The sequence below is a fragment of the Chryseobacterium tagetis genome, assembly GCF_016735585.2.
Lineage (GTDB): Bacteria > Bacteroidota > Bacteroidia > Flavobacteriales > Weeksellaceae > Chryseobacterium > Chryseobacterium tagetis.
Map to the genome: position 1 here is coordinate 164,190 of NZ_JAERSE020000002.1, position 25,514 is coordinate 189,703.

The window sequence follows — 25,514 nt, forward strand, 5'->3', positions numbered from 1 at the left end:
TTAATGATTAGAATTTAAGTCCACCTTCTCTCGCACCATCAGCTAGAGCTTTTACTCTTCCGTGGTATACGAATCCGTTTCTATCAAATACAATAGTTTCAATTCCTGCAGCGATAGCTTTAGCAGCAATAGCTTTACCTACAGCAGCAGAAACTTCAGATTTTGTTCCGTTAGCATCAACTCCTTTCTCTCTAGAAGAAGCAGAAGCTAAAGTTTTTCCACTGTTATCGTCGATTAACTGAGCGTAAATTTCCTTATTACTTTTGTATACAGATAATCTTGGCAATTCAGAAGATCCAGAGATTTTCCCTCTTACTCTTCTTTTTATTCTTATTCTTTTTTCTAATTTACTTAATGCCATAATACTTATAATTTATTAAGCAGATTTACCAGCTTTACGTCTAACAATTTCTCCTACGAATTTCACACCTTTTCCTTTGTATGGCTCAGGTTTTCTGAAAGAACGGATCTTTGCAGCTACCATCCCTAGAAGTTGGTTGTCGTGAGACGTTAAAGTAATAATTGGGTTTTTACCTTTTTCAGTCAATGTATCAACTTTTACTTCGTTTGGAAGTTCTAGTACAATACCGTGAGAGAATCCTAAAGCTAACTCAAGTTTTTGACCTGCGTGAGAAGCTCTGTATCCTACCCCTACTAGTTCTAGTTTCTTTTCGAAACCTGTATTTACACCAACAATCATGTTGTTGATCAACGCTCTGTATAAACCGTGAAGCGCTTTATGTTGTTTAGTATCAGATGGTCTGTTAACGTTCAGTTCGCCATCTTTCTGTTCTATAGTAATTCCTGCTGTAAGCTCCTGAGAAAGTTCTCCTTTAGGACCTTTTACAGTAACTACACCACCGTTTTCAGTGATTGTAATTCCTGCAGGAATTGTTATAATTGCTTTACCAATTCTTGACATTTTCCTTTGATTAAAAATTAATAAACATAGCAGATTACTTCACCGCCTACTTTTTCTTCTCTAGCTTTCTTGTCTGTCATTACTCCTTTAGAAGTAGAGATGATAGAAATACCCAAACCGTTTAGTACTCTTGGAAGTTCACCAGAACCTTTGTACTGTCTCAAACCTGGTCTTGAAGCTCTTTGAATAGACTTAATAGCAGGCTTGCTAGTTTGTTTGTCGTACTTTAAAGCGATTTTGATTGTTCCTTGAACAGCGCTATCTTCAAACTTGTAGTTTAAGATATACCCTTGATCAAATAAAATCTTAGTAATCTCCTTTTTGATTTTCGATGCAGGAATTTCCACCACTTTGTGGCCTGCGCTTTGTGCGTTCCTTACTCTAGTTAGGAAATCTGAAATTGGATCTGTTACCATTTTTCTTTTATAAATTATTGGTTAAAGAACAATCAGTTTTGCAAAGACTTGAAGAGTAAAATATCAGACTTCAGAAATCTTCGGTCTGATATTTTTTATCTTTAGTATCTGAACAACTTAATTGTCCCGATTTTTTAATTAGTAATTATTACCAACTAGCTTTTTTAACTCCCGGGATAAGACCGTTGTTTGCCATTTCTCTGAAAGTTACTCTGGAAATACCGAACGTTCTCATGTATCCTCTTGGTCTACCTGTTAGTTTACATCTGTTGTGTAATCTTACAGGAGAAGCATTTTTAGGCAATTTTTGAAGTCCTTCGTAATCACCAGCTTCTTTAAGAGCTTGTCTTTTAGCAGCGTATTTAGCAACTAGTGCTTCTCTTTTGCGCTCACGCGCTTTCATTGATTCTTTAGCCATTTCTTAGTTCTTTTTAAATGGTAAACCGAAGTGAGTTAATAATGCTTTTGCTTCTTTATCTGTTTTCGCAGTAGTAACGAAAGTGATGTCCATCCCTTGGATTTTTTTCACTTTGTCGATTACGATCTCAGGGAAGATGATTTGCTCAGTGATACCTAAGTTATAGTTACCTCTACCATCAAATCCGTCAGCTTTAATACCAGAGAAATCTCTAATACGTGGCAATGCAGAAGAAGTTAATCTATCTAAGAACTCATACATTTTATTTGCTCTAAGAGTAACTTTAGCACCTACAGGCATACCTTTTCTCAATTTGAAAGCAGCTTCGTCTTTCTTAGAGATAGTACCTACAGCCTTCTGACCAGTGATGTTTGTTAATTCTTCAACAGCATAATCGATGATTTTTTTGTCAGCAGTAGCGTCTCCTAAACCTTGAGATAAAATGATTTTCTCAAGTTTTGGTACCTGCATTACTGATTTGTATCCGAATTCTTCCATCATTGCTGGAACAATCGTTTCTTTATATGCTTTTTTGGGTCTTGCTATATATTCCATGTGTTATTTAAAATTATAAAGTTTCACCCGTTTTTTTGTTGATTCTTACTTTTTTATCTCCTTCGATTTTGAAACCGATTTTGATAGCTTTTCCGTCTTTTCCAACTAAAGCTACGTTAGAGATATGAATAGAAGCTTCTTTTTCAACGATTCCTCCTTGAGGATTTGAAGCTGAAGGCTTAACGTGTTTTTTGATAATGTTAAGTCCTGCAACAACTACTCTAGGGTCTCTTCCTTCTTTTTTGATCACTTCAATAACTTCACCAGTACTACCTTTAAGACCTTTCTTACCTGTAGTTACGATTACGTTATCTCCTCTTTTTATTTTTAACTTTGACATTTTTTTAAAATTTTAAATATTAAAGTACTTCAGGAGCTAATGAAATGATTTTCATATATTCTTTGTCTCTCAACTCACGAGCAACTGGTCCGAAAACACGAGTTCCTCTCATTTCTCCCGCTGCGTTTAGTAATACACAAGCATTGTCTTCGAATTTGATGTATGAACCATCTTTTCTTCTAACTGCTTTTTTAGTTCTTACTACTACAGCTTTAGATACCTGACCTTTTTTAGCGTTTCCTGATGGTGTAGAATCTTTGATAGTAACAACGATTTTATCACCAACTGAAGCATATCTTCTTCTGGTTCCTCCCAGAACTCTGATAACCAATACCTCTTTAGCACCTGTGTTATCAGCAACTTTTAATCTTGATTCTGTTTGTAACATTATTACTTAGCTTTTTCAATGATTCTTACTAATCTCCATCTTTTGTTCTTGCTCAAAGGTCTAGTTTCAGAAATTAAAACTGTATCTCCTTCGTTACATTCGTTGTTCTCGTCGTGTGCAGTATATTTTTTCGTTTTCAATACGAATTTACCATACATCGGGTGCTTGATTCTCATCGTTTCACTAACAACAATAGTCTTTTCCATTTTATTGCTGGAAACCACTCCGATTCTTTCTTTTCTTAAATTTCTATCCATTGTAAAATGAAATTATTGTTTGTTAGTTAACTCTGTGTTTAATCTTGCGATTGTCTTTCTCAAATCTCTGATTTGAATCGGGTTTTCAACTGGGCTGATTTTGTGAGCCAATTTCAATTTTTGGTATTGAGCTTTAGCTTCAGTCAACTGAGTTTGAATATCTCCCGCGCTTAAATTTTTAATATCAGCTTTTTTCATTGTATTCAAAGATTATAGAGGTTTAACAAAATCGTTAGCAACTACGAATTTAGTAACTACTGGTAATTTCTGTGCCGCAAGTCTAAGAGCTTCTTTCGCTACTTCGTAAGGAACTCCACCGATTTCGAACATAATTTTACCTGGTTTTACTACAGCTACCCAATATTCCACAGCACCTTTACCTTTACCCATACGTACTTCCGCAGGTTTTTTAGTAATTGGCTTATCTGGGAAGATTTTGATCCATAGCTGACCTTCTCTCTTCATATATCTTGTCGCAGCAATACGAGCCGCTTCAATTTGTCGTGCAGTGATCCAAGCACCTTCTGTTGCTTTGATTCCGAAAGTTCCATAAGCAAGTTGATTACCTCTCTGAGCAATCCCCTTCATCTTCATCTTATGTACTCTACGGAACTTGGTTCTTTTTGGTTGTAACATAATTTTCTAAATTTTAGATTTTAGATTTTAGATTTTAGATTTTAAAAAAGTAACGGCAATTTAAAATTCAAAATTTACGATCTAAAATTTTTAATTATTATTGTTTCTTCTTGGTTTTCTGTTGTCTCTATCGCCTCTCTCTCTGTTTCCTCCTCCTGATGGCCCTTTCTTCTGTTGTCCCACTAGTGGAGAAAGTTCTCTTTTACCGTAAACTTCTCCTTTCATGATCCAAACTTTAACTCCTAACTTACCGTACTGAGTTAATGCTTCACCGATATGGTAATCGATATCTGCTCTGAAAGTAGACAATGGGATTCTTCCTTCTTTGAAAGATTCTGATCTTGCCATTTCAGCACCGTTCAATCTTCCTGAGATTTGAACTTTGATACCTTCAGCACCCATTCTCATTGTACCTGCCATAGCCATTTTAACAGCTCTTCTGTAAGAGATTCTGTTTTCAATTTGCTTAGCAATGCTATCAGCTACCAATACTGCATCTAGTTCAGGTCTTTTGATTTCGAAAATGTTGATTTGAATATCCTTACCTGTAAGTTTTTTCAATTCTTCTTTCAATTTATCAACTTCCTGACCTCCTTTACCGATGATAAGTCCCGGTCTAGCAGTAGTGATTGTAACTGTAACTAATTTAAGTGTTCTTTCAATATAAATTTTTGAAATACCACCTTTAGATAATCTAGCTTCAAGGTATCTTCTGATTTTGTAGTCTTCAGCGATTCTGTCTCCATAATCGTTTCCACCGAACCAGTTAGAATCCCATCCTCTGATGATACCTAATCTATTACCAATTGGATTTGTCTTCTGTCCCATACCTTGATTATTTTTCTTTTGTACCTAAGATTAGTGTAATGTGGTTTGATCTTTTTCTGATTCTATAACCTCTTCCTTGTGGAGCTGGTCTTAGTCTCTTCAATTGTCTTGCACTGTCTACAAAAATTTCTTTAACGATAAGGTTTGCCTCTTCAATATCAGCACCTTCGTTTTTCGCTTGCCAGTTTGCCATTGCAGAAAGTAAAACTTTCTCCAATTTGTTTGAAGCGTCTTTTTTAGAATATTTTAGAATGTATAAAGCTTTGTCTACTTCTACTCCTCTGATGATATCAGCTACTAATCTCATTTTTCTTGGAGAAGACGGGCAATCATTATGTAATGCTTTTACTACATCTTGATTTGTTAATTTACGTGCTAATGCACTTTCTCTTTTTCTTGATCCCATGATTATCTGCTTCCTTTGTTTTTGTTACCACCATGACCTCTGAAAGATCTTGTTGGAGAAAATTCGCCTAACTTGTGACCTACCATGTTTTCTGTAACATAAACTGGAATAAAAGATTTCCCGTTGTGTACAGCAATAGTTTGCCCTACGAAGTCTGGAGAGATCATCGATGCTCTAGACCAAGTTTTGATAACTGTTTTCTTGTTAGCTTCTATATTTGCCTGAACCTTCTTATCTAAAGTATGATGAATGAACGGTCCTTTCTTAAGTGATCTTGCCATAATTATTTTCTTTTAGATACGATGTAACGGTTAGACACTTTGTTTTTCTTTCTAGTTTTGTAACCTTTAGATGGTTTACCGTTTCTAGATCTTGGGTGACCTCCAGAAGAACGTCCTTCACCACCTCCCATTGGGTGATCTACAGGGTTCATTACAACTGCTCTTGTTCTAGGTCTTCTACCTAACCATCTGCTTCTACCAGCCTTACCTGATACAGTTAATTGGTGATCAGAGTTAGAAACTGAACCAATCATTGCATAACATTCAGTAAGGATCATTCTAGATTCTCCTGAAGGCAACTTGATGATTGCATATTTTCCGTCTCTTGAAGTCAATTGAGCTGAAGAACCAGCACTTCTTGCTAAAATAGCACCTTGACCTGGCTTCATTTCAACACAAGAAATTACAGTACCTAATGGAATGTTTTTCAACTTCATTGCGTTCCCTACATTTGGTTCTACGCTTTCACCAGAAATTACTTTCTGATCAACTTTGATACCGTTTGGAGCGATGATATATCTCTTCTCTCCGTCTGCGTACTCTAATAAAGCGATAAATGCAGTTCTGTTTGGATCATACTCTACAGATTTTACAGTTGCTTCAACGTTTGCTTTGTTTCTTTTGAAGTCAATAATTCTGTATTTCTTTTTGTGTCCACCTCCGGTGTAACGCATGGTCATTTTACCTGTTTGGTTACGTCCACCTGACTTTTTAATACCAACTGTTAGAGATTTCTCTGGTTTGTTGGTAGTAATTTCCTCAAAATTGTTTACAATTCTGAATCTCTGTCCCGGGGTGATAGGTTTTAATTTTCTAACAGACATTACTATTATTTATAATTAATAATTAATTTACAGCAAAAATATCGATAACCTCACCTTCAGCAAGTTTGATTACCGCTTTTTTCAATTTGTTTGTCTTTCCTACTTGAAGACCTTTTTTAGTGTATTTCGAAGAAACCTTCGGAGCATAAATCATTGTGTTAACGTCTGCTACTTTTACACCGTAAGCTGCTTCAACAGCCTTTTTGATCTCGATTTTATTCGCCTTAGTGTTTACTAAGAAAGAATAAGAACCTCTTAAATCTGTAAGGTAATTAGCCTTTTCTGAGATAACTGGTTTAATAATAACTGACATGATTTATTTCTTTAAATTTTCCTGGAATTTTTCAACTGCACCTTCGAAGAATACAATCTCACCTGCATTTACTAAGTCATAAGAACTTACTTCGTTGAAGTTCATTACTTTAGTTTTAGGTAAGTTTCTTGAAGACAAATACACATTCTTGTTAGCTTCAGGAAGAATGAATAAAGATTTTTTACCGTTCAATGTCAATGCATCTAACAAAGTAATGAAATCTTTAGTCTTAGGAGCGTTTAAGCTCACATCTTCTAAAACTTTGATGCTGTTGTCTCTCATTTTCTGAGATAAAACAGATTTCTTAGCCAATCTCTTAAGAGCTTTGTTCAATTTGAATCTGTAGTCTCTTGGTTTTGGTCCGAATACTCTACCTCCACCTCTGAAAGTTGGAGATTTAATATCACCATATCTAGCAGAACCAGATCCTTTTTGCTTCTTAAGCTTTTTAGTAGAAGCAGTAATTTCGCTTCTTTCTTTTGCTTTATGAGTCCCTTGTCTTTGTGCAGCAAGGTACTGTTTAACTTCTAAGTAAACCGCGTGCTGATTTGGCTCAATTCCGAATACTGTTTCGTCTAGAGTTACTTTTCTTCCGGTCTCTTTTCCTGATGTATTTAATACTACTAGTTCCATTTTCTGATAATTACATAAGAATTTTTAGCTCCCGGAACAGCACCTTTTACTACTAAAAGATTTTGTTCTTGATCCACTTTTAATACTTGAAGGTTTTGAACAGTTACCTGCTTACCTCCCATTCTTCCAGCCATTCTCATCCCTTTGAATACTCTTGAAGGGTCTGAACCAGCACCGATAGAACCTGGAGCTCTAAGTCTGTTGTGCTGACCATGAGTTGCCTGCATTACACCTCCAAATCCGTGTCTTTTAACAACACCTTGGAAACCTTTACCTTTAGAAGTTCCAGTTACATCTACATATTCACCTTCGATGAATAGATCAACTTTCACTTCCTCTCCTACTTTAGCTTCAGTAAACCCATCGTGGAATTCTACTAATTTAGCTTTAGGAGCAGAACCAGCCTTTTTGAAATGACCAGCTAACGCTTTACCAACGTTCTTCTCACTCTTGTCATCGAAACCTAATTGAACAGCTGCATAACCGTCAACTTCTAAGGTTCTGACCTGTAAAATCGAGCATGGACCTGCTTGAATAACTGTACAAGGAATGTTTTTTCCTTCTTCGTTAAACAAAGATGTCATACCGATTTTTTTACCAATAATACCTGACATTGTTTATGTTATAATAAAATTTATCCTTTATTTATCACCATTTTTAAGGAGTCTGAAGTAATTTCTACTTTTGATATAGGCATACTACGCCCCTAAAATGAGTGTGCAAATGTATGAATAATTTTGAAACCTACAAATATTTACAACAAAATATTTTGATTTTTAATCAATTAGGTAATTTTAGGAAAATTGAGGCTGAATTTTAGTGAAAATATTTTTGAATTACGGAAAATTTAAAAATGAGTTGATTTTTATTTAACAATTACACTTACTCCAATTTCTTCAAGATTATTTTTATCTTCTTCTAAAATGTCATTATCTGTAATCAGATAATCGATTTTATCCAGATCGGCAATTTTACCGAAACCTTTTTTATTTAACTTGGAAGAGTCTGCAAGAATGACAACCTTATCAGAACACTCGATCATCAGTTGATTCAAATGTGCTTCTGCAGCATTGGATGTGCTGATCCCGAAATCCATATCGATTCCGTCAACCCCAAGAAATAATTTATTACACGAAAACTGTTTCAGAATAGTTTCAGAAATAGAACCAACAATCGAAGTTGAGCTTTTTCTTACTTCACCTCCCAGTTGTATAATATTAATGTTAGGATTATTACAAAGCTCAATTGCAACACGCAAAGAAGAAGTCAAAACAGTAAGCGGACCAAAATTGACAAGCATTCTTGCCAAATAATGCATTGTTGTTCCGGAAGCCAGAATAATACAGTCATTTTCCTGAATTAAAGACAAAGCCCCTTTCGCAATATTCTGTTTCGCTTCTACATTGATACTTTCTTTCTCATCAACATTTTTTTCATAAGCATATCTTACATGCTTACTTGCTCCCCCATGATTTCGGAAAAGCAGCCCTAAACTTTCAAGATAGTTTAGATCCTTTCGAATTGTAACAGACGAAACATTAAACTTCTCACACAAATCCTGCACAAGAACATGATCATTATGATCCAGTTCCTTCAATATATCATTGTGTCTAGGCAGTAATTTTTCCATTTTGTTTCGTTTCATCAAAAATACCATTTTTATTTTGATTCGAAAAATTTCATTTATTTTCTTTTTGGTTTCGTTTTTAATTTATACATTTGAAAACGAAACATAACGAAATATTATGAAACGAAACGAAGAACTCAGCAAATTAACAACCGTCAAAGAATGGGATTTCATTATAATAGGTGGTGGAGCGAGTGGTTTAGGTTCGGCATTAGATGCTACAAGCAGAGGATTTAAAACGTTACTGTTGGAGTCGCATGACTTTGCGAAAGCAACTTCCAGCAGAAGTACCAAATTGGTACACGGAGGAGTACGATATTTAGCACAGGGAGATATTGGCTTGGTAAAAGAAGCATTGAAAGAGAGAGGTTTACTGGCAAAAAACGCAGCACATGTTGTTAAAAACCAATCTTTTATTATTCCAAACTATACTTGGTGGGGAGGAATTTATTATAAAATAGGACTTTCCGTTTATGATTTCCTTGCCGGAAAACTAAGTTTAGGAAGAACAAAATATATCAGCAAATCGAAAACCGTTGAAAAACTTCCTACTATAGAACAAAAAGGTTTGGCAAGCGGAGTGGTCTACCAGGACGGACAGTTTGATGATGCAAGACTGGCCATCAATTTAGCACAAACAATTACTGAAAAAGGAGGAACTGTAGTTAATTACATTAAAGTGATTAATTTAATTAAAAACGATTCCAATATAATAACAGGAGTTGTTGCAGAAGACCAGTTCACGAAAGAGCAGTTCGAAATCAAAACGAAAGTAGTTATCAACGCAACAGGAGTTTTCACGAATGATATATTAAATATGAATAATCCGAAACACGGAAAATTCGTAGTTCCGAGTCAGGGAATTCATTTGGTTTTGGATAAATCTTTCTTAAAAAGCGACGACGCAATCATGATTCCGAAAACATCAGACGGAAGAGTTTTATTTGTCGTTCCGTGGCATGACCGAGCTTTGGTAGGAACAACCGATACGTTATTGGAAAGCGAAAGTTTCGAACCGAGAGCTTTGGAAGATGAAATTAAATTCGTTTTAAATACAGCAAGACAATATTTAGCTAAAAAACCAACTCGCGAAGATGTTAAATCTGTTTTCGCAGGACTTCGGCCTCTTGCTGCTCCAAAAGACGGAAGCAAAAGCACAAAAGAAGTTTCGAGAAGTCATAAAGTCGTAACTTCCGACACCGGATTGGTTTCCATTATCGGAGGAAAGTGGACAACTTATCGTAAGATGGCAGAAGATACCATTGATAAGGCAATGCAAGTTCACAACTTAGGAACTACCACTTCTAAAACAGAACATCTTTCGATTCATGGAAATGTGAAACCGGAAACTGTTGACAGAACCAATCATCTGTATGTATACGGTGCAGATATTCCCGAAATCAAAAAACTACAGCAGAGCAATCCTGAATTTTCAGAAAAGATACATCCTGATCATCCATTCACAGTCGCGGAAGCAATTTGGGCTATCCGAAGCGAAATGGCACAAACCATTGAAGATATTTTAGCACGAAGAGTCCGACTTTTATTTTTAGATGCAAGAGCAGCAATCGACAGTGCGCATAAGATTGCGCTCATCATCGCAAAAGAAAACGGACATTCTGAGGAATGGGCACATGAACAGGAAAATGAGTTTATCGAATTGGCGAGAGGATATTTATTGACTCCTTACTCTCCAAGATCCATTTAATCTTAATTACTATCATAGCATGAGTAAAAAGTTAATTCTCGCTCTGGACCAAGGGACAACGTCGTCAAGAGCCATTTTATTCAATCACAGCGGAGAAATAGAATATGTTTCTCAGAAAAGTTTTGAACAAATATTTCCTACCCCGGGTTGGGTAGAACATGATCCTAATGAAATCTGGTCTTCTCAGGTTTCCGTAGCGGCGGAAGTAATTGCCAAAGCCGGAATTTCCGGAAGAGAAGTTGCCGCCATCGGGATTACTAATCAGCGTGAAACTACCGTCGTCTGGGATACAGAAACAGGAGAACCTGTTTACAACGCAATTGTATGGCAAGACAGAAGAACCGCGAAATATTGCGACGAATTAAAAGAACAAGGTCATGCTGAAACCATTAAAGAAAAAACAGGTCTTGTATTGGATGCTTATTTTTCGGCTACTAAACTGAAGTGGATTTTAGACAATGTAGAAGGAGCAAGAGAAAAAGCAGAAGCTGGACAACTTTGTTTCGGAACAGTTGATACTTTCTTAGTCTGGAAACTTACACGCGGAAAAATGTTCATTACCGATGTTTCGAATGCAAGCAGAACCATGCTTTTGAATATCCATACTTTGGATTGGGACAATGATTTATTGGAATTATTCAATATTCCAAGAGCGATTTTACCAGAAGTAAAGCAAAGCAGTGAAATCTACGGAGAAACAGCCACTACTCTATTTTCCACAAAAATTCCGATTGCAGGAATTGCAGGAGATCAACAGGCTGCACTTTTCGGACAAATGTGTACAACTCCCGGAATGGTAAAAAATACGTACGGAACCGGTTGCTTCCTTTTAATGAATACAGGAACTGAAGCCGTTGCATCAAAAAACAATTTATTGACAACCGTTGCCTGGAAAATTAATGAAGAAGTCAACTATGCTTTGGAAGGAAGTGTATTTGTAGGCGGAGCCGCAATTCAATGGTTGAGAGATGGATTAAAGTTGATTCAGTCGGCAGAAGAAGTAAATGCTTTAGCACAATCCGTAGATGATAATGGCGGTGTTTATTTTGTTCCTGCTCTCACAGGTTTAGGTGCGCCTCACTGGGATCAGTATGCTCGTGGAACAATCTTTGGCGTAACCCGCGGAACAACAGACGGACACATTGCAAGAGCAACTTTAGAAGGAATTGCCTTTCAGGTTTATGATATTGTAAAATCAATGGAAGCAGATTCCGGAAGAGAAAGTTTGGAATTAAGAGTTGATGGCGGAGCCTCTGCAAGCGATATTTTAATGCAGATTCAGTCAGATATTTTCGGATTTAAAATTACAAGACCAAAAACATTGGAAACAACTGCGTTGGGAGCTGCTTACCTTGCCGGACTTGCCGTTGGATATTGGGAAAGTATTGATGAAATTCAGTCTCAATGGATCGTTGATAAAGATTTTCATCCACAATTGGAAAGAGAAGCAGTTGATAAAATGGTCAACACCTGGAACAAAGCGGTTCAACGCTCTCAAAACTGGATTGAAGATTAATCATATTTAAAACAAAATTAAAACTATGACTCCATTTGTAGCAGAAATAATCGGCACCATGCTGATGATACTTTTAGGAAACGGCGTAGTGGCAAACGTTGTTTTGAAAGATACCAAAGGAAATAATTCCGGATGGATCGTGATTACGACAGCTTGGGCATTGGCAGTTTTCGTAGGCGTGACGGTTGCTGGACCAGTCAGCGGAGCGCATTTGAATCCGGCAGTGACTTTAGGATTGGCCTTTGCGGGAAAATTCTCATGGGATCTGGTTCCGACTTATATCGCAGGAGAAATGATTGGTGCGATGTTGGGAGCTTTCCTTGTTTGGTTATTTAATAAAGATCATTTTGCCATCACAGAAGATGAAGGTGCAAAATTGGCTTGTTTCAGTACAGGTCCGGCAATTAGAAAACCGCTTTCCAATATCATTAGTGAAATTATCGGAACTTTCGTTTTGGTATTTGTGATTTTCCATTTTGCAGATCCAAGTGTTACTTTACATAATGATCCTACCGCAAAAATTGGTTTAGGAAGCGTTGGTGCTTTACCTGTTACCTTTTTGGTTTGGGCAATTGGATTGTCCTTAGGAGGAACAACGGGTTATGCCATCAATCCGGCCAGAGATCTCGGGCCAAGAATTATGTATGCCATTCTTCCCGTGAAAGGAAGCAGTGATTGGGGATACGCCTGGATTCCAATTGCAGGCCCCATCATCGGAGCCGCTCTTGCAGCATTACTATACTGCCTTATAACTTAATCGACAGTTTAAACAATGAAAAAACTCTTTTATATATGCCTGATTGTATTGGGCACAGGAAATCTTTTGGCCCAGGAAAACACAGAACCTCAAGAAGACAGCAGATTGGATTTCACCGCAAACATTCAGAACAATCACCTTTGGAGAGGTTTAATTATTACAGACAAACCTGTGGTGATGGGAAATCTTTCCTACGCTTTGGATAAAGACAAAAAATGGAAAGTCGGAATTTGGGGAGCTTCAGCTTTGGCGGATGACAAAGACAACACCCATTACAAGGAAATCAATTATTATGTACAGTTTTCCAACGGAAGATTTTACATCGGATTATGGGATCTGTTTAATTCAAGAAACATAAATACAGCCGTTGCTTCGGATGATATTTTTAATTATTCCAACAGAAAAACGGCTCATATTATTGACTTGAGAACGAATTATACGTTCGGGCCCTCATTTCCTTTAAATATTGAAGCAGACATCATGTTGTACGGAGGAGCAAATGCAGGAGAAGTTGTTTTGGAACCGGACGGAAGCTATAAAAAGAATAAATATTCAACATACGTTCAGGCAAGCTATCCAGTGATTAAAGATAAAAAAGTAAATCTTGATGCTTTTGTGGGAGCAGGTTTTGCTTTAAATGACAAAAAATTTCTTTATGGAAACGGGGAGAACAGTTTTGATATTGTAAACGTTGGAGTAAAGGCAACCAAAACTTTAAAAATTACGGATCATTACAATCTTCCGGTTGCTATGATGGCCATGTGGAATCCATCTAATAAGTTCGCAAGAATACAATTGGCAGCAACGGTATTTTAAATACAAATTGTTAGTAATTCATAAACCATCTCAAAAAGAGATGGTTTATTGTTTTTTTGAATTGTTCAGCAATCCATTCCAAAAGCAATACCTCACATATAGAGAAAATGGCAAAACTTATTTATTAGAAATATTGAAGCAGTTATTAGAAAATAATACACACTTACTAAATGGTAATTACTTTCGGGGTTTGATTTAAATAGATTCGTAATACAAAATCATTAAATATTTAGTTATTATGAACAAAAAACTATTCAACATCAAGAACATTATTACAGGAGCAATGATACTCTCTGCCGGAGCAGTCAATGCACAACAATGGGACATCATCGGTAATCTGGGTACCAACAGTTCCAACTATGTTGGTACCATTGATGATGCTACTTTATTTTTAAGAACCAATGGACAAAAAGACGATGGTGGGCAAGCGTATTTAAATGCTGCAGGCTCCTTTGTTGTAGAATCTACAAATAACACTAATGATATTAAAGGAAAAGGGAACATTGTTGCCGGAACAAAACATGTACTCGGCAGCAATACAAATTCCTCTATAGTCGGAGGATGGGGACATCAATTAACTGAATCTGGAGGTGCAAATTTTGTAACTGGCCAATCCAACATCATATTAAACGGAGCTGGAAAATCTGTAGCAATGGGATGGAAGAATACCATAAGAGCGACCAATCAATTTGCTATTGGAGTGGGAATTGATTTAACAACAGAATATTCAGGAGGATTTGGAATTGATCTGGCAGCTACCGGCAACCGATCTTTTGTTTTTGGAGCAAATGTAAAAAATGACATTCCTTATTCTGTTATGTTTGGGCTTTCAAAAATCCCAACAATGCTCATTAAAGATCAAATGGTAGGCGTACGAACGACAGTACCGACTGCAAATTTTCACACAGTTGGAACGGTTAGGCTTGAGAGTCTTCCTAGTGGTTCAGGAAAAGCATTGGTAGTAGATGCAAACGGGAATGTAATGGTTGCTACAACTACTGTAGCAAAACAAGCAAATGATGAAACCGTCACTGAGTTACAAAGCCAAATCGATGATCTTAAACAGGAGCTTATAGACTTAAAAAATCTTTTAAAACAAACCAGTGTAAAGGATATTTCCTCAAATAACAATGCAATACTTTATCAAAACGCCCCCAATCCCAGCAAAGGCGAAACCAATATTAAATACTATCTTCCTGCTGATAGCAAAAACAGCAGTATAGAAATCTATTCTGTATCTGGACAGTTGGTAAAATCTCTTCCCATCAGAATGACCGGCGAAGGCAGTATAGCCTTAAACAATATGAAATCTGGAATGTATTTGTACAAATTATCTATTAACGGTAAAACCATTGACACAAAAAAAATGCTTATTAACGACTAATTCAATAGAGATTAATATAAGGTACCACCGCTAGCGGTGGTTTTTTTGTTATTATTTCTTACTTTTAATGTATGAAAAAAAACTTTTCGATCCTCTTTCTATTACTTCTTGTATTTTCCTGCAGTAAGAAGGAAAATCATTCCTATGGTTTTTATTACTGGAAAACCAGGCTTACTTTAAATGAAACCGAAAAGAAAACACTGAATCAATCTCCAACACCTTATTTATATACCCGCTTTTTTGATGTAGATAAAATTGATAACAAGTTTCAGCCTGTAGGAGTCATTACCAAAGACAAAAGTTTTGAAACGGGGAAAAAGATCGTTCCGACAGTTTTCATTACCAACCGCACTTTTCTCTACATTAAAAAAGATGAAACCGCTTTCCTAGCCAAAAGTGTATATGAACTTATTCAAAAGAAAACTGCCGAATATCATTTAGCGGTTCATAATGAAATCCAAATCGACTGTGACTGGACTGCCGGAACGCGGGATGATTATTTTAAATTTTTAAAAGAATTAAAAAAAATATCGGGGAAAGAAATTACCTGTACACTCCGGCTTCATCAGGTAAAAGATAAAAGCCAGACAGGAATTCCTCCCGTAGAGAAAGTGTACCTCATGTGCTACTCCACTTCTTCACCATTGGAAAATTCTGATAAGAATTCTATTCTCGATGTCAGTATTTTGAAAAGTTATCTTTCAAAAATTGATGAATATCCGATCAAAAAAATTGAAGTTGCCTTACCCATTTATTCATGGGGAATTGTGACCAATCATCTGGAGAAGCATAAACTCATTAATGCTTTGTCTAAAAAAGATCTCGAAAATCCTAATTTTAAAAAGATTTCAGAAAACACAGCAGAAGTTCTGAAAGACGGATTTTATTTTGGTCATTATTTAAATAAAGGCTTTACTATAAAAATTGAAGAGATTTCTGATGACCAACTAAAAGAGGTCGTTCAGTTTCTTGACAATAAAATCTCAAATTTTAACATCATATATTATCAATTAGATAGTAAATTTGTATCCAATCAAGATTTTAATTTTTAAAATCGACATTAAAAAACACCATATTATAATGAAAAAGTATATTCTTTCACTTAGTGTTCTGGCACTTTTTTATACAAAGTCAAACGCCTGTGCATGGTCTGATCCCGATTATGAGTATTTCAACCTATTTACACAGAGTATTATTAAGGACAAATCCTATTTGCCTTTTTTACTTAGTTATTCCACCAGATTTTACGACCAATACAAACAAGGGGTAATTCCGGATGAAAATATAGATTCCTGGAAAAAATTCTTCAACAATCAGCTTTCTTATTCAGAAACAGATTATCTTGTTCATAAGATCAGCCTGAATGATCTTAATGATTTAAAGAAAGGAACTCCCAATAATCCTCTCTTGAAAAAACTCGGTACCGGATTTTATCAGAAGTATAAGGAAGGAATCGATTATTTGATTGAAGCTAAATATCTGGAGCCTTATATGAGCATCAACTTTGTAGAGAATGAAAATTCATTTTACTACAATGGAAGCAATAAAGATAAGAATGCCACAAATCTTGATTATAACAAAACAATTGCAGCATTAACTTCATTATACAATGCTGCAAGGAATCCTGAAATCAAACAGCGATACGGATACCAGCTTGTCCGTTTCAATCATTACACAAGAAATTATGACGCTGCAACGCAGGCTTTCAAGAATTATGTTCAGCCTGTCAAATTAAAAGGGACGCCTTACTTTATGGCCCTTGATCAGCTTGCGGGCGCACAAAGAGGACTGGAAATGAATTCTGATGCCAACTGGAATTTCTTTCAGGTTTTCATGAACAGCAAAAGCCGTAAAGAATCTGCATTTGTTTCTATGAAACTTTCGGATACCGCATCTTTTAATAATATTATGAAAAGAGCCGGAACGAATGAAGAGAAAAACATGGCTTACTTTCTTTTAGGTTATGAAGATTTCAACAACCCCATTCCGATCATGGAAAAGATGTTTGAGATCGATCCGAATTCTGAAATCCTGAAAGTGATGGCGGTAAGAAGCATCAACGAACTTGAAAGAAGCTATCTTCCTATTTATTATTATTCCGACAATAAGAATACTGCTGTTCAGAAAAATCCAGCTGATAAAACTTCACCCGAAGTTCCGGTGGTGAAGGAAGAGAAACTTTCTTTCTGGCAAAAAATTGTCCGCTTTTTTAAAAACCTTTTCGGAGGTTCAAAGTCTGATAAGGATAAAACTGAAAACAAAGCCGACCAAAGTGATGATGAATTACTGGAAAACCCAAACAGGATTCCAGTCTTCTCGAAAAACAATTATTGGTATGATGAAAAGACCAAAGACTATTTGGATGATCTGGAAAAATTCACCAATAAGACCAAAGAAAAATCCAGTGACGAATACTGGCAGATTGCAGATGCTTACCTGAAATTCTTGAAAAAAGACTATAAAGAAAGTACTGAAATCTTAGACGATATTAAAACCAGCAATCCGGAATATCTTGAACAGATCAAGAGAATGAAAGTACTGAACGATATTGTCTCTCAGCCTAAAATTGATGCAGAATATGAAGATCATCTTATGAAAGATTATGCAGAGTATTTTGTGGAAAAAGAAGTCAAAAAAGACAGCACGAATACAGATGATTATGATTATTATGGTTCTGTTCCGTCAACAAAAGATTTCCTGAAAGATGTTTTGGCAAACCGTTATTTCCTTCAGGGGGAAGATGGAAAATCGTTCCTGATGAACAATAAGCTTTCCGACTTACAGTACAATCCGAATTTGAGTCTGGTAAAAAGCGTGGAAGTTTTCTACAGAAAACCGAATAAAACTCAGTTTGAACAACAAATCATTGCTAAGAACATGGATAATGTCGGCAATATTGAAGCATTTTTCGCCACAATTTACGGTGACAGAGCCATGAGAACTGCCGATTTTGAGAAAGCGAAATCTTATTATCAGAAAGCACAGAGCTTCGCCGGAATTCCTAGGGAGGATTATGAGAAGTACAATCCGACGACCGGTAAATATGAAAAACTGGTGTATGACGGAACCAATTATGACGGCTTTAATAATATTTCTGATTATATCTTCGGACACAATGTCTGGGAAAGCTTCGGAAGTCCGGATGATCAAAGTATGGAAAATGAGAATTACACCGCATTTCCTTTTATTAAACCTAAAATGAATAAACTGGAACTTGCCGATGCTTTAATTCAGCTTAAAAAAATAGGAAACGGAAAAGATGAGAAATCTGCAAAAGCCAATCAACTGATCGGAAATCTTTTATATAATACTTCTATTTTGGGATATTACAGACAGGTTTTCGTGATGGATATTGATAACAGCAACGGAGGAAAGTATGACTTCTGGCAGACTGAACAAAAAAATCCATATCAGTATTATTATAAAAATTTCTTAGACAGATCTTTCATCGAACCGGATAATTTTGATCTAGCTATCAATTATTATAAAAAAGCATTAAATCTTTCCGGAAATAAGGAAGAGAAAGCAAGAATACTTTTCCAGATGGCAAGTGCCGAACAGGGAAAATATTATCAGTATGAAGCCAAAAACCAAGCGAATATTGATTACTCAGACCCTAAGTGGTCTGAAAAAACAGATGCCCATCAAAAAGAGATGGACAACATTAAAAATCAAAAATACAGAACGTATTTTGCATTGCTGAAAACACAGTATGCGAATACAGAGACAGCCAAGAATCTTATCGGAAGCTGCTCTTACTTCGGATATTTCATGAAGTAATAATTGATAAACATTGAAAAATAAAACCCCGCAAATTGTGGGGTTTTATTTTCTTGGTATTTCTTTGGAGAAAATCTATATATTTTTCTGCTGTTGTTTTTGCAGCCATTCTTCATGTTTTCTTTTGAAGAATTCATGTTTGTAATCCTGATTTCTCTGTGCTGCATCTATTGAATGGGAAGTATGTATATCGGCATCTTCTTTGGCAAATTGAGATAGTTGTTCATAATAGCAATGTAGCTGGTCTAATTCCTTTTCTGTGAGGTCTTCGATATCTACAATTCTGTTACTTGCTTTTTCATTGGCCGCAATCAGTTCATTCAGCTTTATCTGAATTGCTTTGGAATCTTTGTTCTGCGATTTTTGAATTAAAAATACCATTAAAAATGTAATAATGGTAGTTCCGGTATTGATGACCAATTGCCATGTTTCGGAGTAATTAAAAACCGGTCCCGAAATAGCCCAAATAACTACAATAGTTGTAGCACCAATGAAAGCATATGAACTTCCCGTAAATCTTGTTGCCCAGTTTGAAAATTTTTCGAAAATGTTATTATTTGCCATAGCTATATTAGTTTTACCGAATTTTAACCATCAAAAACTCCGCCGAAGTTGGCAGAGCTTGAATTAAATTAATGGGTTTATTATTCATATTTCATTGCCTTATCCCTTTCGATCGGGTTATTAGTCTTACGAAACATTTCCTGAAGCTTTTTACTGAGATCATTGAACTGTTCTGCTTTGGTTATTTTTGTACCCATGACAAACATTTCGCCCTGCATATTTTCTTTGAAATCTCGCCTCATATCCTGAAGTGGATCATTATAAAAATCCAGTTTTTTCTTCATTCTTATTTTTTCGGATACTTCCAAAGGTTTCGTTCCGTAATAGGTTTCTATAAATCCAACCGTATCATAAGTTTCCTTCAAATTTTTGTTTTTAACCAATGTAAAAATGAAATTGGAACCTGAGTCCTCAAGCTGAAAGATCAATCCCGGAAGTCCTCTGAATTTATACGGACCTTCAGATAATGTTATGTCTTTGTTAAACCACGCTACCCAACTTCTTCCTCCGAAATTAGCCGTTGCTTTTTGCAGGGTATATTCTCCAAATTTTTTCGTTTCATTCGTCAAATTCCACGAAATTTTATCTTCTGTCGGAAAGGTAAACATATCATGCCCTATTAATTCGTAATTCTGGTTTTTATAGGAGTTTCTTTCGTGTTTTACAGAAGGAAACCAGCTTCCATAATGATGCCCGTAATTTCCTGTAGTTTTGTTGATTGAATCGGATCTCAAATAATCGTATTCATAAAATTTCACTTCTTTCGGATTGATATCTAATACGAAGTTCAGTTTTTCATGCTGACTTTGGGTAGAGTCCATTTTAAACTGCAATTCATAGATAAATCTCTGTGTCTGTGCATGGACGCAGTAACTCATCATGATCATTAATAAAAGTATTCTTTTCATAGTTCTATTTTTAACAAATGTACAAATTAAATAGAACCTTGCAATACATAATAGTATTAAATTTAAAATATTAATTAAAGACAAAATAAAAATCCGTCCCAAAAAGGAACGGATTTTTTATAATCATTAGTGTGCAATTATCACACTTTAATTTCTACGTCTACACCTGAAGGAAGTTCTAATTTCATTAGAGCATCAACAGTTTTAGAAGAAGAAGAGTAGATATCCATTAGTCTCTTGTGAGCTGATAATTGGAACTGCTCTCTTGCTTTCTTGTTTACGTGCGGAGATCTCAACACAGTGAAGATTCTCTTGTTCGTTGGCAATGGAATTGGACCGTTTACAACAGCACCAGTAGCCTTTACCGTTTTTACGATTTTCTCAGCAGACTTGTCTACCAAGTTATAATCGTAAGATTTTAGTTTTATTCTGATTCTTTGTGACATTTCTTGTACTTTAAAAATTAACCTTTTGCTTTAGCAATAATATCTTCAGCAACGTTTTGAGGAGTAGCTTGGTACTTCTCTAATTCCATAGAAGAAGTAGCTCTTCCTGATGAAAGTGTTCTTAGAGTAGTAACATATCCGAACATTTCAGATAATGGAACTGAACCTTTAATTACAACGGCACCGTTCTTTTCTTCTTGTCCACTGATAGTACCTCTTCTCTTGTTAAGGTCACCAATGATGTTACCCATATATTCTTCCGGAGTTACAACCTCCAATTTCATAATAGGCTCCATGATTACTGGCTTAGCAGCACGTCCCGCTTCTTTGAATCCTAATTTTGCAGCCATTTCGAAAGAAAGAGCATCAGAATCCACCGCGTGGAAAGATCCGTCTTTAAGAGTAACTTTAATACCTTCAACTTCGAAACCAGCCAAAGGACCGTTCTTCATTGCAGCTTTAAAGCCTTTTTCAATTGCAGGAACAAATTCTCTAGGAACGTTACCACCTTTGATCTCATTGATGAATTCTAAACCAACTTTACCTTCGTCTGCAGGTCCTAGTTCAAATACAATGTCAGCGAATTTACCTTTACCACCAGATTGTTTTTTGTAAACTTCTCTGTGTTGAGCAACTCTTGTTAAGTTTTCTTTGTATTCTACCTGAGGTTGTCCTTGGTTTACTTCAACTTTGAATTCTCTCTTCATACGGTCAACAATGATATCCAAGTGAAGCTCACCCATACCAGAGATAATCGTTTGGCCAGAAGCCTCGTCAGTTCTTACTGTAAACGTTGGATCTTCTTCAGCCAATTTAGCTAGAGCGTTACCCATTTTATCTTGGTCAGCTTTAGTTTTAGGCTCAACAGCGATACCAATTACCGGATCAGGGAAAACCATCGATTCAAGAACGATTGGGTTTTTCTCATCACACATAGTATCACCAGTTTTGATAGATTTGAATCCTACCGCAGCACCAATATCACCAGCTTCAATATATTCTACTGGGTTTTGCTTGTTAGCGTGCATCTGATAGATTCTAGAGATTCTTTCTTTATCTCCTGAACGAGTGTTCAAGATATAAGAACCTGCATCTAGTCTTCCAGAGTATGCTCTGAAGAATGCTAATCTTCCCACAAATGGGTCAGTAGCAATCTTAAATGCTAGTGCAGAGAAAGGCTCATCTACAGATGGTTTTCTTGTGATTTCAGCGTCAGTTCTTGGGTCAGTACCTTTGATATCATCTTTATCCAATGGAGAAGGCAAGTATTTACATACTGCATCCAACATAAACTGTACTCCTTTATTCTTGAATGAAGAACCACAAGTCATTGGAATAATAGATAAATCGATAGTAGCAGCTCTCAATGCAGCATTGATTTCTTCTTCTGTAATTGAATCTGGATCTTCGAAGAATTTCTCCATCAAAGTTTCATCATATTCAGAAACAGCTTCTACTAATTTCTCTCTATATTCAAGAACTTCATCTTTCATGTCTTCAGGAATTGGAACTACCTCGAAAGTAGCACCTTGTCCAGCTTCATCCCAGATGATCGCTCTGTTTTTGATCAAGTCAACAACACCTTTGAAATCCTCTTCAGCACCGATTGGTAAAACGATTGGAACTGCGTTTGATCCTAACATAGTCTTAACCTGGTTTACCACGTTAAGGAAGTCAGCACCTTGTCTGTCCATTTTGTTTACAAATCCCATTCTAGCAACTTTATAGTTGTCAGCAAGTCTCCAGTTTGTTTCAGACTGAGGCTCTACTCCATCTACTGCTGAGAATAAGAATACCAATCCATCTAATACTCTCAAAGATCTGTTTACTTCTACTGTGAAGTCAACGTGTCCCGGTGTATCGATGATGTTGAAATGGTAAGGTTTAGTTTCTGGTAAAGCTTTTCCTTGATCTGTTGGAAAGTTCCAAGAACAAGTAGTTGCAGCAGAAGTAATAGTAATACCTCTTTCTGCTTCCTGCTCCATCCAGTCCATTGTAGAAGCACCATCGTGAACTTCTCCAATTTTGTGGTTTACACCTGTATAGAATAAAATTCTTTCTGTAGTGGTAGTTTTACCTGCATCAATGTGAGCAGCAATACCAATATTTCTTGTAAATTTAAGATCTCTACCCATTTCAGATTAGAATTTAAAGTGTGAAAACGCCTTGTTAGCTTCCGCCATTTTGTGAGTATCACTTTTCTTTTTAAATGCAGCACCTTCTTCTCTTGAAGCAGCTACTACTTCATTAGCCAATTTCAAAGCCATAGACTTATCATTTCTCTTTTTAGAGTAGCTAATTAACCATTTCATTGCCATAGAAATTTTTCTATCAGCTCTGATTGGCATAGGAATCTGGAAGTTAGCTCCACCTACTCTTCTAGAACGTACTTCTACGTGAGGCATAACGTTAGTTAATGCATCTTTCCAGATTTCTAGTGCAGTTTTCTCAGTTTCTCCTTTTTTAGTTTCTACGATATCTAATGCATCATAGAAAATTTTGAATGCGATTGACTTCTTACCGTCAAGCATTAGGTTGTTTACGAATCTTGTTACCAATTGATCATTAAACTTTGGATCTGGTAACAACGGTCTTTTTTTCGCTTTCGTCTTTCTCATTGCTTCTGTACCTTATTTAATGATTATTTTTTCTTTCCTTTAGCTGGTGCAGCTGGTGCCTGACCTGGTTTAGGTCTCTTAGCTCCATACTTAGATCTTCTCTGTGTTCTTCCATTTACACCTGCAGTGTCTAATGCACCTCTTACGATGTGGTAACGTACTCCCGGTAGGTCTTTCACCCTTCCGCCTCTAACCAATACTATCGAGTGCTCCTGTAGATTGTGTCCTTCGCCCGGGATATAGGCATTCACTTCTTTACCGTTAGAAAGTCTTACCCTTGCAACTTTTCTAAGTGCAGAGTTAGGTTTCTTCGGTGTAGTAGTATATACTCTCGTACATACACCACGTCTTTGTGGACAAGAATCTAGGGCAGCCGATTTGCTCTTCTTGGCAAGCGTGGCTCTTCCTTTTCTTACTAATTGTTGAATAGTAGGCATTTAATTGCTTTTTATTTTAGGGTGCAAAAATAGTAATATTTTTTTAATTAACAAGCAGTTAGGAAGAAATAATATTTTATTTTAAAAAATAATTAACAGACACTTGCATTTAATCTACGATTGTGACTTGCACATTTCGATTCCAGTTAAAATTCCTAATATTTACCTTTAGTTGTTGTAGATTATTAAGATCAATAGAATAGATTGCAACTTCATCTACACCTACTGTTGTTCTATCATTAATCTTTAGAACCCCTGCTTTTTTCCAAGTTTTAGGAACATGTCCCTGAAACCATTCGTCATATATAATAGCAATCGTAAACTCATTATCTTTAGTATATTTATTCAAAAAAGACTCAAAATCATCATCAGGAGGTCTCTTATTTTCACCAAAAGGAATCATTTCTACTGATCCTAACCCAACAATATCCAGCAGATGAATATCTGTATAATAAGTAATAGCCCCTATATCATTTGCAACGACTTTCGATTCATTATAATAGGCATTAAGGAATTTTGCCGATTGAAATTGCTGTTCATAAATATTTTTACCTCCCATATCCAAAAGCATATGGGCAAAGGAAAATTTATAAATTAATAAAACAGAATTAATAACTATTAATCCCAGCATCAGTTTTTCTTTTTTAATACTGCTTTTAAAATCCACAAAAAAAACTTTCATTTTAGGAATCAATGCCATACAAAACCCAACAAGAATATAAGCTTCATACCTAAACATTCCTTTAAAATCTGCAAACATGGAATGACAAACCACCAGCAATGAAAAGACAATAATTAGAAAATTGTCTTTAACAACCTTATTAAAGCCAACTTTATTTTTAAAACCTCTTAAGATTAAGATCATACTTATTATAATAGGAAAGAATCCTATTTTGTAAAAACTTGCATTGAATAAAAAATTATCCAGAAGAATTGTTTTTAGCTGAACCGGAAGATTAGAATCAAAACTAAATTTCGTTCCTTTTACAACAACCGAGTTGGGAAAGAAATACCCATCATGCTGATAATTAAAGTATCCAAAAATTATAATCGGGATAAATCCTGTCAATAAAACCAGGATCGCTGTTTTCCATTTTTTGATTAAAATAAATACAAAAGCAAGAATCATAAAATAGAACATACTTTCAAAACGTACCACTCCCATCAACAGGAGCGAAAAATAAAATCCAAAAACAGCCCATTTATTTTCAACTTTTGAAAGGCAGAAAATGTTGACTACGATTAGAAAAACATGAAAGACATGCTCCATCCCAGATAACACCTGCAAATGCAGCACAGAAAAAAACAACGTAAACAACACAGAAAGAACAACACTTTGTGCTTTCTCAAAAACTCCCGAAAAATATTGATTAAGAAAATAAACAGTCCCAATCCCCAAAACAACATTAAAATACAGCGGTATTTGATCGTTATTTCCAAAAACCTTAATTAGAACACTTAATAAATAAGTAAACAAAGGTGAGGAAGAAGTAGAAGAAAACTGATACTGCGTAACTCCCCATACATCATGTAAGGCAAAATTCTTTGCGATTGCCAAATGAATATAAGCATCATCAAGTGGATATATATAATGAGTGTCCGTTTTCAGAAGCACATTTATATAATATCCCAGACAGACACCGAAGAATACCATAGATATTATAAAAAAGCTCTTTAAACTAGTGCCTGAAGCTGTCCTCATATTTTAAATACATTATAAAGATCTCAAAGATAAG

32 protein-coding genes are annotated in these 25,514 nt (G+C 35.8%); 7 read left to right on the top strand and 25 right to left on the bottom strand.

The features are described from left to right. Window positions 1-7: 7 nt before the first annotated feature. From rplR to JI747_RS06145, 18 genes are all read right to left on the bottom strand, one after another. Complete coding sequence (rplR, locus tag JI747_RS06060) at window positions 8-361, bottom strand: 50S ribosomal protein L18 (RefSeq protein WP_225687002.1); 354 nt, start codon at window positions 359-361, stop codon at window positions 8-10. 15 nt (window positions 362-376) lie between these two features. Further along, window positions 377-922 carry a 50S ribosomal protein L6 gene (gene rplF / locus JI747_RS06065; RefSeq protein WP_225687003.1) on the bottom strand — a complete coding sequence of 182 codons (546 nt, stop codon included), beginning with the start codon at window positions 920-922 and terminating at the stop codon, window positions 377-379. Between the two features lie 17 nt (window positions 923-939). Further along, window positions 940-1,338 (bottom strand): 30S ribosomal protein S8, encoded by a 399-nt coding sequence (gene rpsH, locus JI747_RS06070; RefSeq protein ID WP_225687004.1) that lies wholly within the window; start codon window positions 1,336-1,338, stop codon window positions 940-942. A 148-nt stretch (window positions 1,339-1,486) separates the two neighbouring features. Then, a complete protein-coding gene (rpsN, locus tag JI747_RS06075) occupies window positions 1,487-1,756 on the bottom strand; it encodes a 30S ribosomal protein S14 (protein WP_029297771.1) in 270 nt (89 codons plus the stop codon). 3 nt (window positions 1,757-1,759) lie between these two features. Continuing rightward, on the bottom strand, window positions 1,760-2,311 hold the full coding sequence (rplE, locus tag JI747_RS06080; protein ID WP_039364081.1) for a 50S ribosomal protein L5: 552 nt from the start codon (window positions 2,309-2,311) through the stop codon (window positions 1,760-1,762). A 13-nt stretch (window positions 2,312-2,324) separates the two neighbouring features. After that, on the bottom strand, window positions 2,325-2,651 hold the full coding sequence (rplX, locus tag JI747_RS06085) for a 50S ribosomal protein L24 (RefSeq protein ID WP_225687006.1): 327 nt from the start codon (window positions 2,649-2,651) through the stop codon (window positions 2,325-2,327). Window positions 2,652-2,670: 19 nt separating this feature from the next. Next, window positions 2,671-3,039, bottom strand: coding sequence for a 50S ribosomal protein L14 (rplN, locus tag JI747_RS06090; protein WP_007839504.1), 369 nt, complete (start codon window positions 3,037-3,039; stop codon window positions 2,671-2,673). A gap of 2 nt (window positions 3,040-3,041) precedes the next feature. Beyond that, window positions 3,042-3,296 carry a 30S ribosomal protein S17 gene (rpsQ, locus tag JI747_RS06095; RefSeq protein ID WP_039364070.1) on the bottom strand — a complete coding sequence of 85 codons (255 nt, stop codon included), beginning with the start codon at window positions 3,294-3,296 and terminating at the stop codon, window positions 3,042-3,044. Between the two features lie 12 nt (window positions 3,297-3,308). Next, entirely contained in the window at window positions 3,309-3,494 is a 186-nt protein-coding gene (rpmC, locus tag JI747_RS06100; protein WP_225687008.1) for a 50S ribosomal protein L29, read from the bottom strand. 12 nt (window positions 3,495-3,506) lie between these two features. Continuing rightward, window positions 3,507-3,932 carry a 50S ribosomal protein L16 gene (gene rplP / locus JI747_RS06105; RefSeq protein WP_039364064.1) on the bottom strand — a complete coding sequence of 142 codons (426 nt, stop codon included), beginning with the start codon at window positions 3,930-3,932 and terminating at the stop codon, window positions 3,507-3,509. 90 nt (window positions 3,933-4,022) lie between these two features. Continuing rightward, the gene (gene rpsC, locus JI747_RS06110) at window positions 4,023-4,760 is read right to left on the bottom strand and encodes a 30S ribosomal protein S3 (RefSeq protein ID WP_039364061.1); all 738 of its coding nucleotides are present in this window, start codon (window positions 4,758-4,760) and stop codon (window positions 4,023-4,025) included. Between the two features lie 7 nt (window positions 4,761-4,767). Continuing rightward, window positions 4,768-5,166, bottom strand: a complete 399-nt coding sequence (rplV, locus tag JI747_RS06115; protein WP_225687009.1) for a 50S ribosomal protein L22 — start codon at window positions 5,164-5,166, stop codon at window positions 4,768-4,770. A 2-nt stretch (window positions 5,167-5,168) separates the two neighbouring features. Beyond that, on the bottom strand, window positions 5,169-5,447 hold the full coding sequence (rpsS, locus tag JI747_RS06120; RefSeq protein WP_034678015.1) for a 30S ribosomal protein S19: 279 nt from the start codon (window positions 5,445-5,447) through the stop codon (window positions 5,169-5,171). A gap of 2 nt (window positions 5,448-5,449) precedes the next feature. Further along, window positions 5,450-6,271, bottom strand: coding sequence for a 50S ribosomal protein L2 (rplB, locus tag JI747_RS06125; RefSeq protein WP_103246794.1), 822 nt, complete (start codon window positions 6,269-6,271; stop codon window positions 5,450-5,452). A 22-nt stretch (window positions 6,272-6,293) separates the two neighbouring features. Further along, the gene (rplW, locus tag JI747_RS06130; protein ID WP_039364049.1) at window positions 6,294-6,584 is read right to left on the bottom strand and encodes a 50S ribosomal protein L23; all 291 of its coding nucleotides are present in this window, start codon (window positions 6,582-6,584) and stop codon (window positions 6,294-6,296) included. A gap of 3 nt (window positions 6,585-6,587) precedes the next feature. After that, window positions 6,588-7,217, bottom strand: a complete 630-nt coding sequence (rplD, locus tag JI747_RS06135; protein ID WP_225687010.1) for a 50S ribosomal protein L4 — start codon at window positions 7,215-7,217, stop codon at window positions 6,588-6,590. Continuing rightward, window positions 7,208-7,831, bottom strand: coding sequence for a 50S ribosomal protein L3 (gene rplC / locus JI747_RS06140; RefSeq protein ID WP_225687011.1), 624 nt, complete (start codon window positions 7,829-7,831; stop codon window positions 7,208-7,210). The genes rplD and rplC overlap by 10 nt, the downstream gene beginning before the upstream one ends. A gap of 251 nt (window positions 7,832-8,082) precedes the next feature. Next, window positions 8,083-8,847, bottom strand: coding sequence for a DeoR/GlpR family DNA-binding transcription regulator (locus JI747_RS06145; RefSeq protein WP_047442141.1), 765 nt, complete (start codon window positions 8,845-8,847; stop codon window positions 8,083-8,085). A 115-nt stretch (window positions 8,848-8,962) separates the two neighbouring features. On the opposite strand from JI747_RS06145, the gene JI747_RS06150 reads away from it, so the two are divergent. The 7 genes from JI747_RS06150 (at window position 8,963) to JI747_RS06180 (ending at window position 18,805) form a co-directional block, all read left to right on the top strand. Continuing rightward, on the top strand, window positions 8,963-10,552 hold the full coding sequence (locus tag JI747_RS06150; protein ID WP_225687012.1) for a glycerol-3-phosphate dehydrogenase/oxidase: 1,590 nt from the start codon (window positions 8,963-8,965) through the stop codon (window positions 10,550-10,552). A gap of 19 nt (window positions 10,553-10,571) precedes the next feature. Beyond that, window positions 10,572-12,068 (top strand): glycerol kinase GlpK, encoded by a 1,497-nt coding sequence (glpK, locus tag JI747_RS06155; protein WP_225687013.1) that lies wholly within the window; start codon window positions 10,572-10,574, stop codon window positions 12,066-12,068. 25 nt (window positions 12,069-12,093) lie between these two features. Beyond that, on the top strand, window positions 12,094-12,825 hold the full coding sequence (locus JI747_RS06160) for an MIP/aquaporin family protein (protein WP_225687014.1): 732 nt from the start codon (window positions 12,094-12,096) through the stop codon (window positions 12,823-12,825). 15 nt (window positions 12,826-12,840) lie between these two features. Then, the gene (locus tag JI747_RS06165; protein WP_225687015.1) at window positions 12,841-13,641 is read left to right on the top strand and encodes a hypothetical protein; all 801 of its coding nucleotides are present in this window, start codon (window positions 12,841-12,843) and stop codon (window positions 13,639-13,641) included. Window positions 13,642-13,879: 238 nt separating this feature from the next. After that, on the top strand, window positions 13,880-15,025 hold the full coding sequence (locus JI747_RS06170; protein WP_225687017.1) for a T9SS type A sorting domain-containing protein: 1,146 nt from the start codon (window positions 13,880-13,882) through the stop codon (window positions 15,023-15,025). A 71-nt stretch (window positions 15,026-15,096) separates the two neighbouring features. Further along, a complete protein-coding gene (locus tag JI747_RS06175) occupies window positions 15,097-16,077 on the top strand; it encodes a hypothetical protein (RefSeq protein ID WP_225687019.1) in 981 nt (326 codons plus the stop codon). 28 nt (window positions 16,078-16,105) lie between these two features. Beyond that, complete coding sequence (locus JI747_RS06180; protein ID WP_225687021.1) at window positions 16,106-18,805, top strand: hypothetical protein; 2,700 nt, start codon at window positions 16,106-16,108, stop codon at window positions 18,803-18,805. Between the two features lie 75 nt (window positions 18,806-18,880). Here JI747_RS06180 and JI747_RS06185 read toward each other — a convergent pair whose 3' ends face one another. From JI747_RS06185 to JI747_RS06215, 7 genes are all read right to left on the bottom strand, one after another. Beyond that, a complete protein-coding gene (locus tag JI747_RS06185; RefSeq protein WP_225687022.1) occupies window positions 18,881-19,369 on the bottom strand; it encodes a low affinity iron permease family protein in 489 nt (162 codons plus the stop codon). Between the two features lie 80 nt (window positions 19,370-19,449). Then, window positions 19,450-20,277: a GLPGLI family protein gene (locus JI747_RS06190; RefSeq protein ID WP_225687023.1), complete on the bottom strand. Its 828-nt coding sequence runs from the start codon at window positions 20,275-20,277 to the stop codon at window positions 19,450-19,452. Between the two features lie 140 nt (window positions 20,278-20,417). Beyond that, window positions 20,418-20,723 (bottom strand): 30S ribosomal protein S10, encoded by a 306-nt coding sequence (gene rpsJ, locus JI747_RS06195; RefSeq protein ID WP_002661363.1) that lies wholly within the window; start codon window positions 20,721-20,723, stop codon window positions 20,418-20,420. Between the two features lie 17 nt (window positions 20,724-20,740). Further along, window positions 20,741-22,858: an elongation factor G gene (fusA, locus tag JI747_RS06200; RefSeq protein ID WP_225687024.1), complete on the bottom strand. Its 2,118-nt coding sequence runs from the start codon at window positions 22,856-22,858 to the stop codon at window positions 20,741-20,743. A 6-nt stretch (window positions 22,859-22,864) separates the two neighbouring features. Beyond that, the gene (gene rpsG / locus JI747_RS06205) at window positions 22,865-23,341 is read right to left on the bottom strand and encodes a 30S ribosomal protein S7 (protein WP_034677991.1); all 477 of its coding nucleotides are present in this window, start codon (window positions 23,339-23,341) and stop codon (window positions 22,865-22,867) included. A gap of 23 nt (window positions 23,342-23,364) precedes the next feature. Then, window positions 23,365-23,778, bottom strand: coding sequence for a 30S ribosomal protein S12 (rpsL, locus tag JI747_RS06210; protein ID WP_027381287.1), 414 nt, complete (start codon window positions 23,776-23,778; stop codon window positions 23,365-23,367). Between the two features lie 109 nt (window positions 23,779-23,887). Continuing rightward, window positions 23,888-25,480, bottom strand: a complete 1,593-nt coding sequence (locus JI747_RS06215) for a hypothetical protein (protein ID WP_225687025.1) — start codon at window positions 25,478-25,480, stop codon at window positions 23,888-23,890. Between the last annotated feature and the right edge of the window lie 34 nt (window positions 25,481-25,514).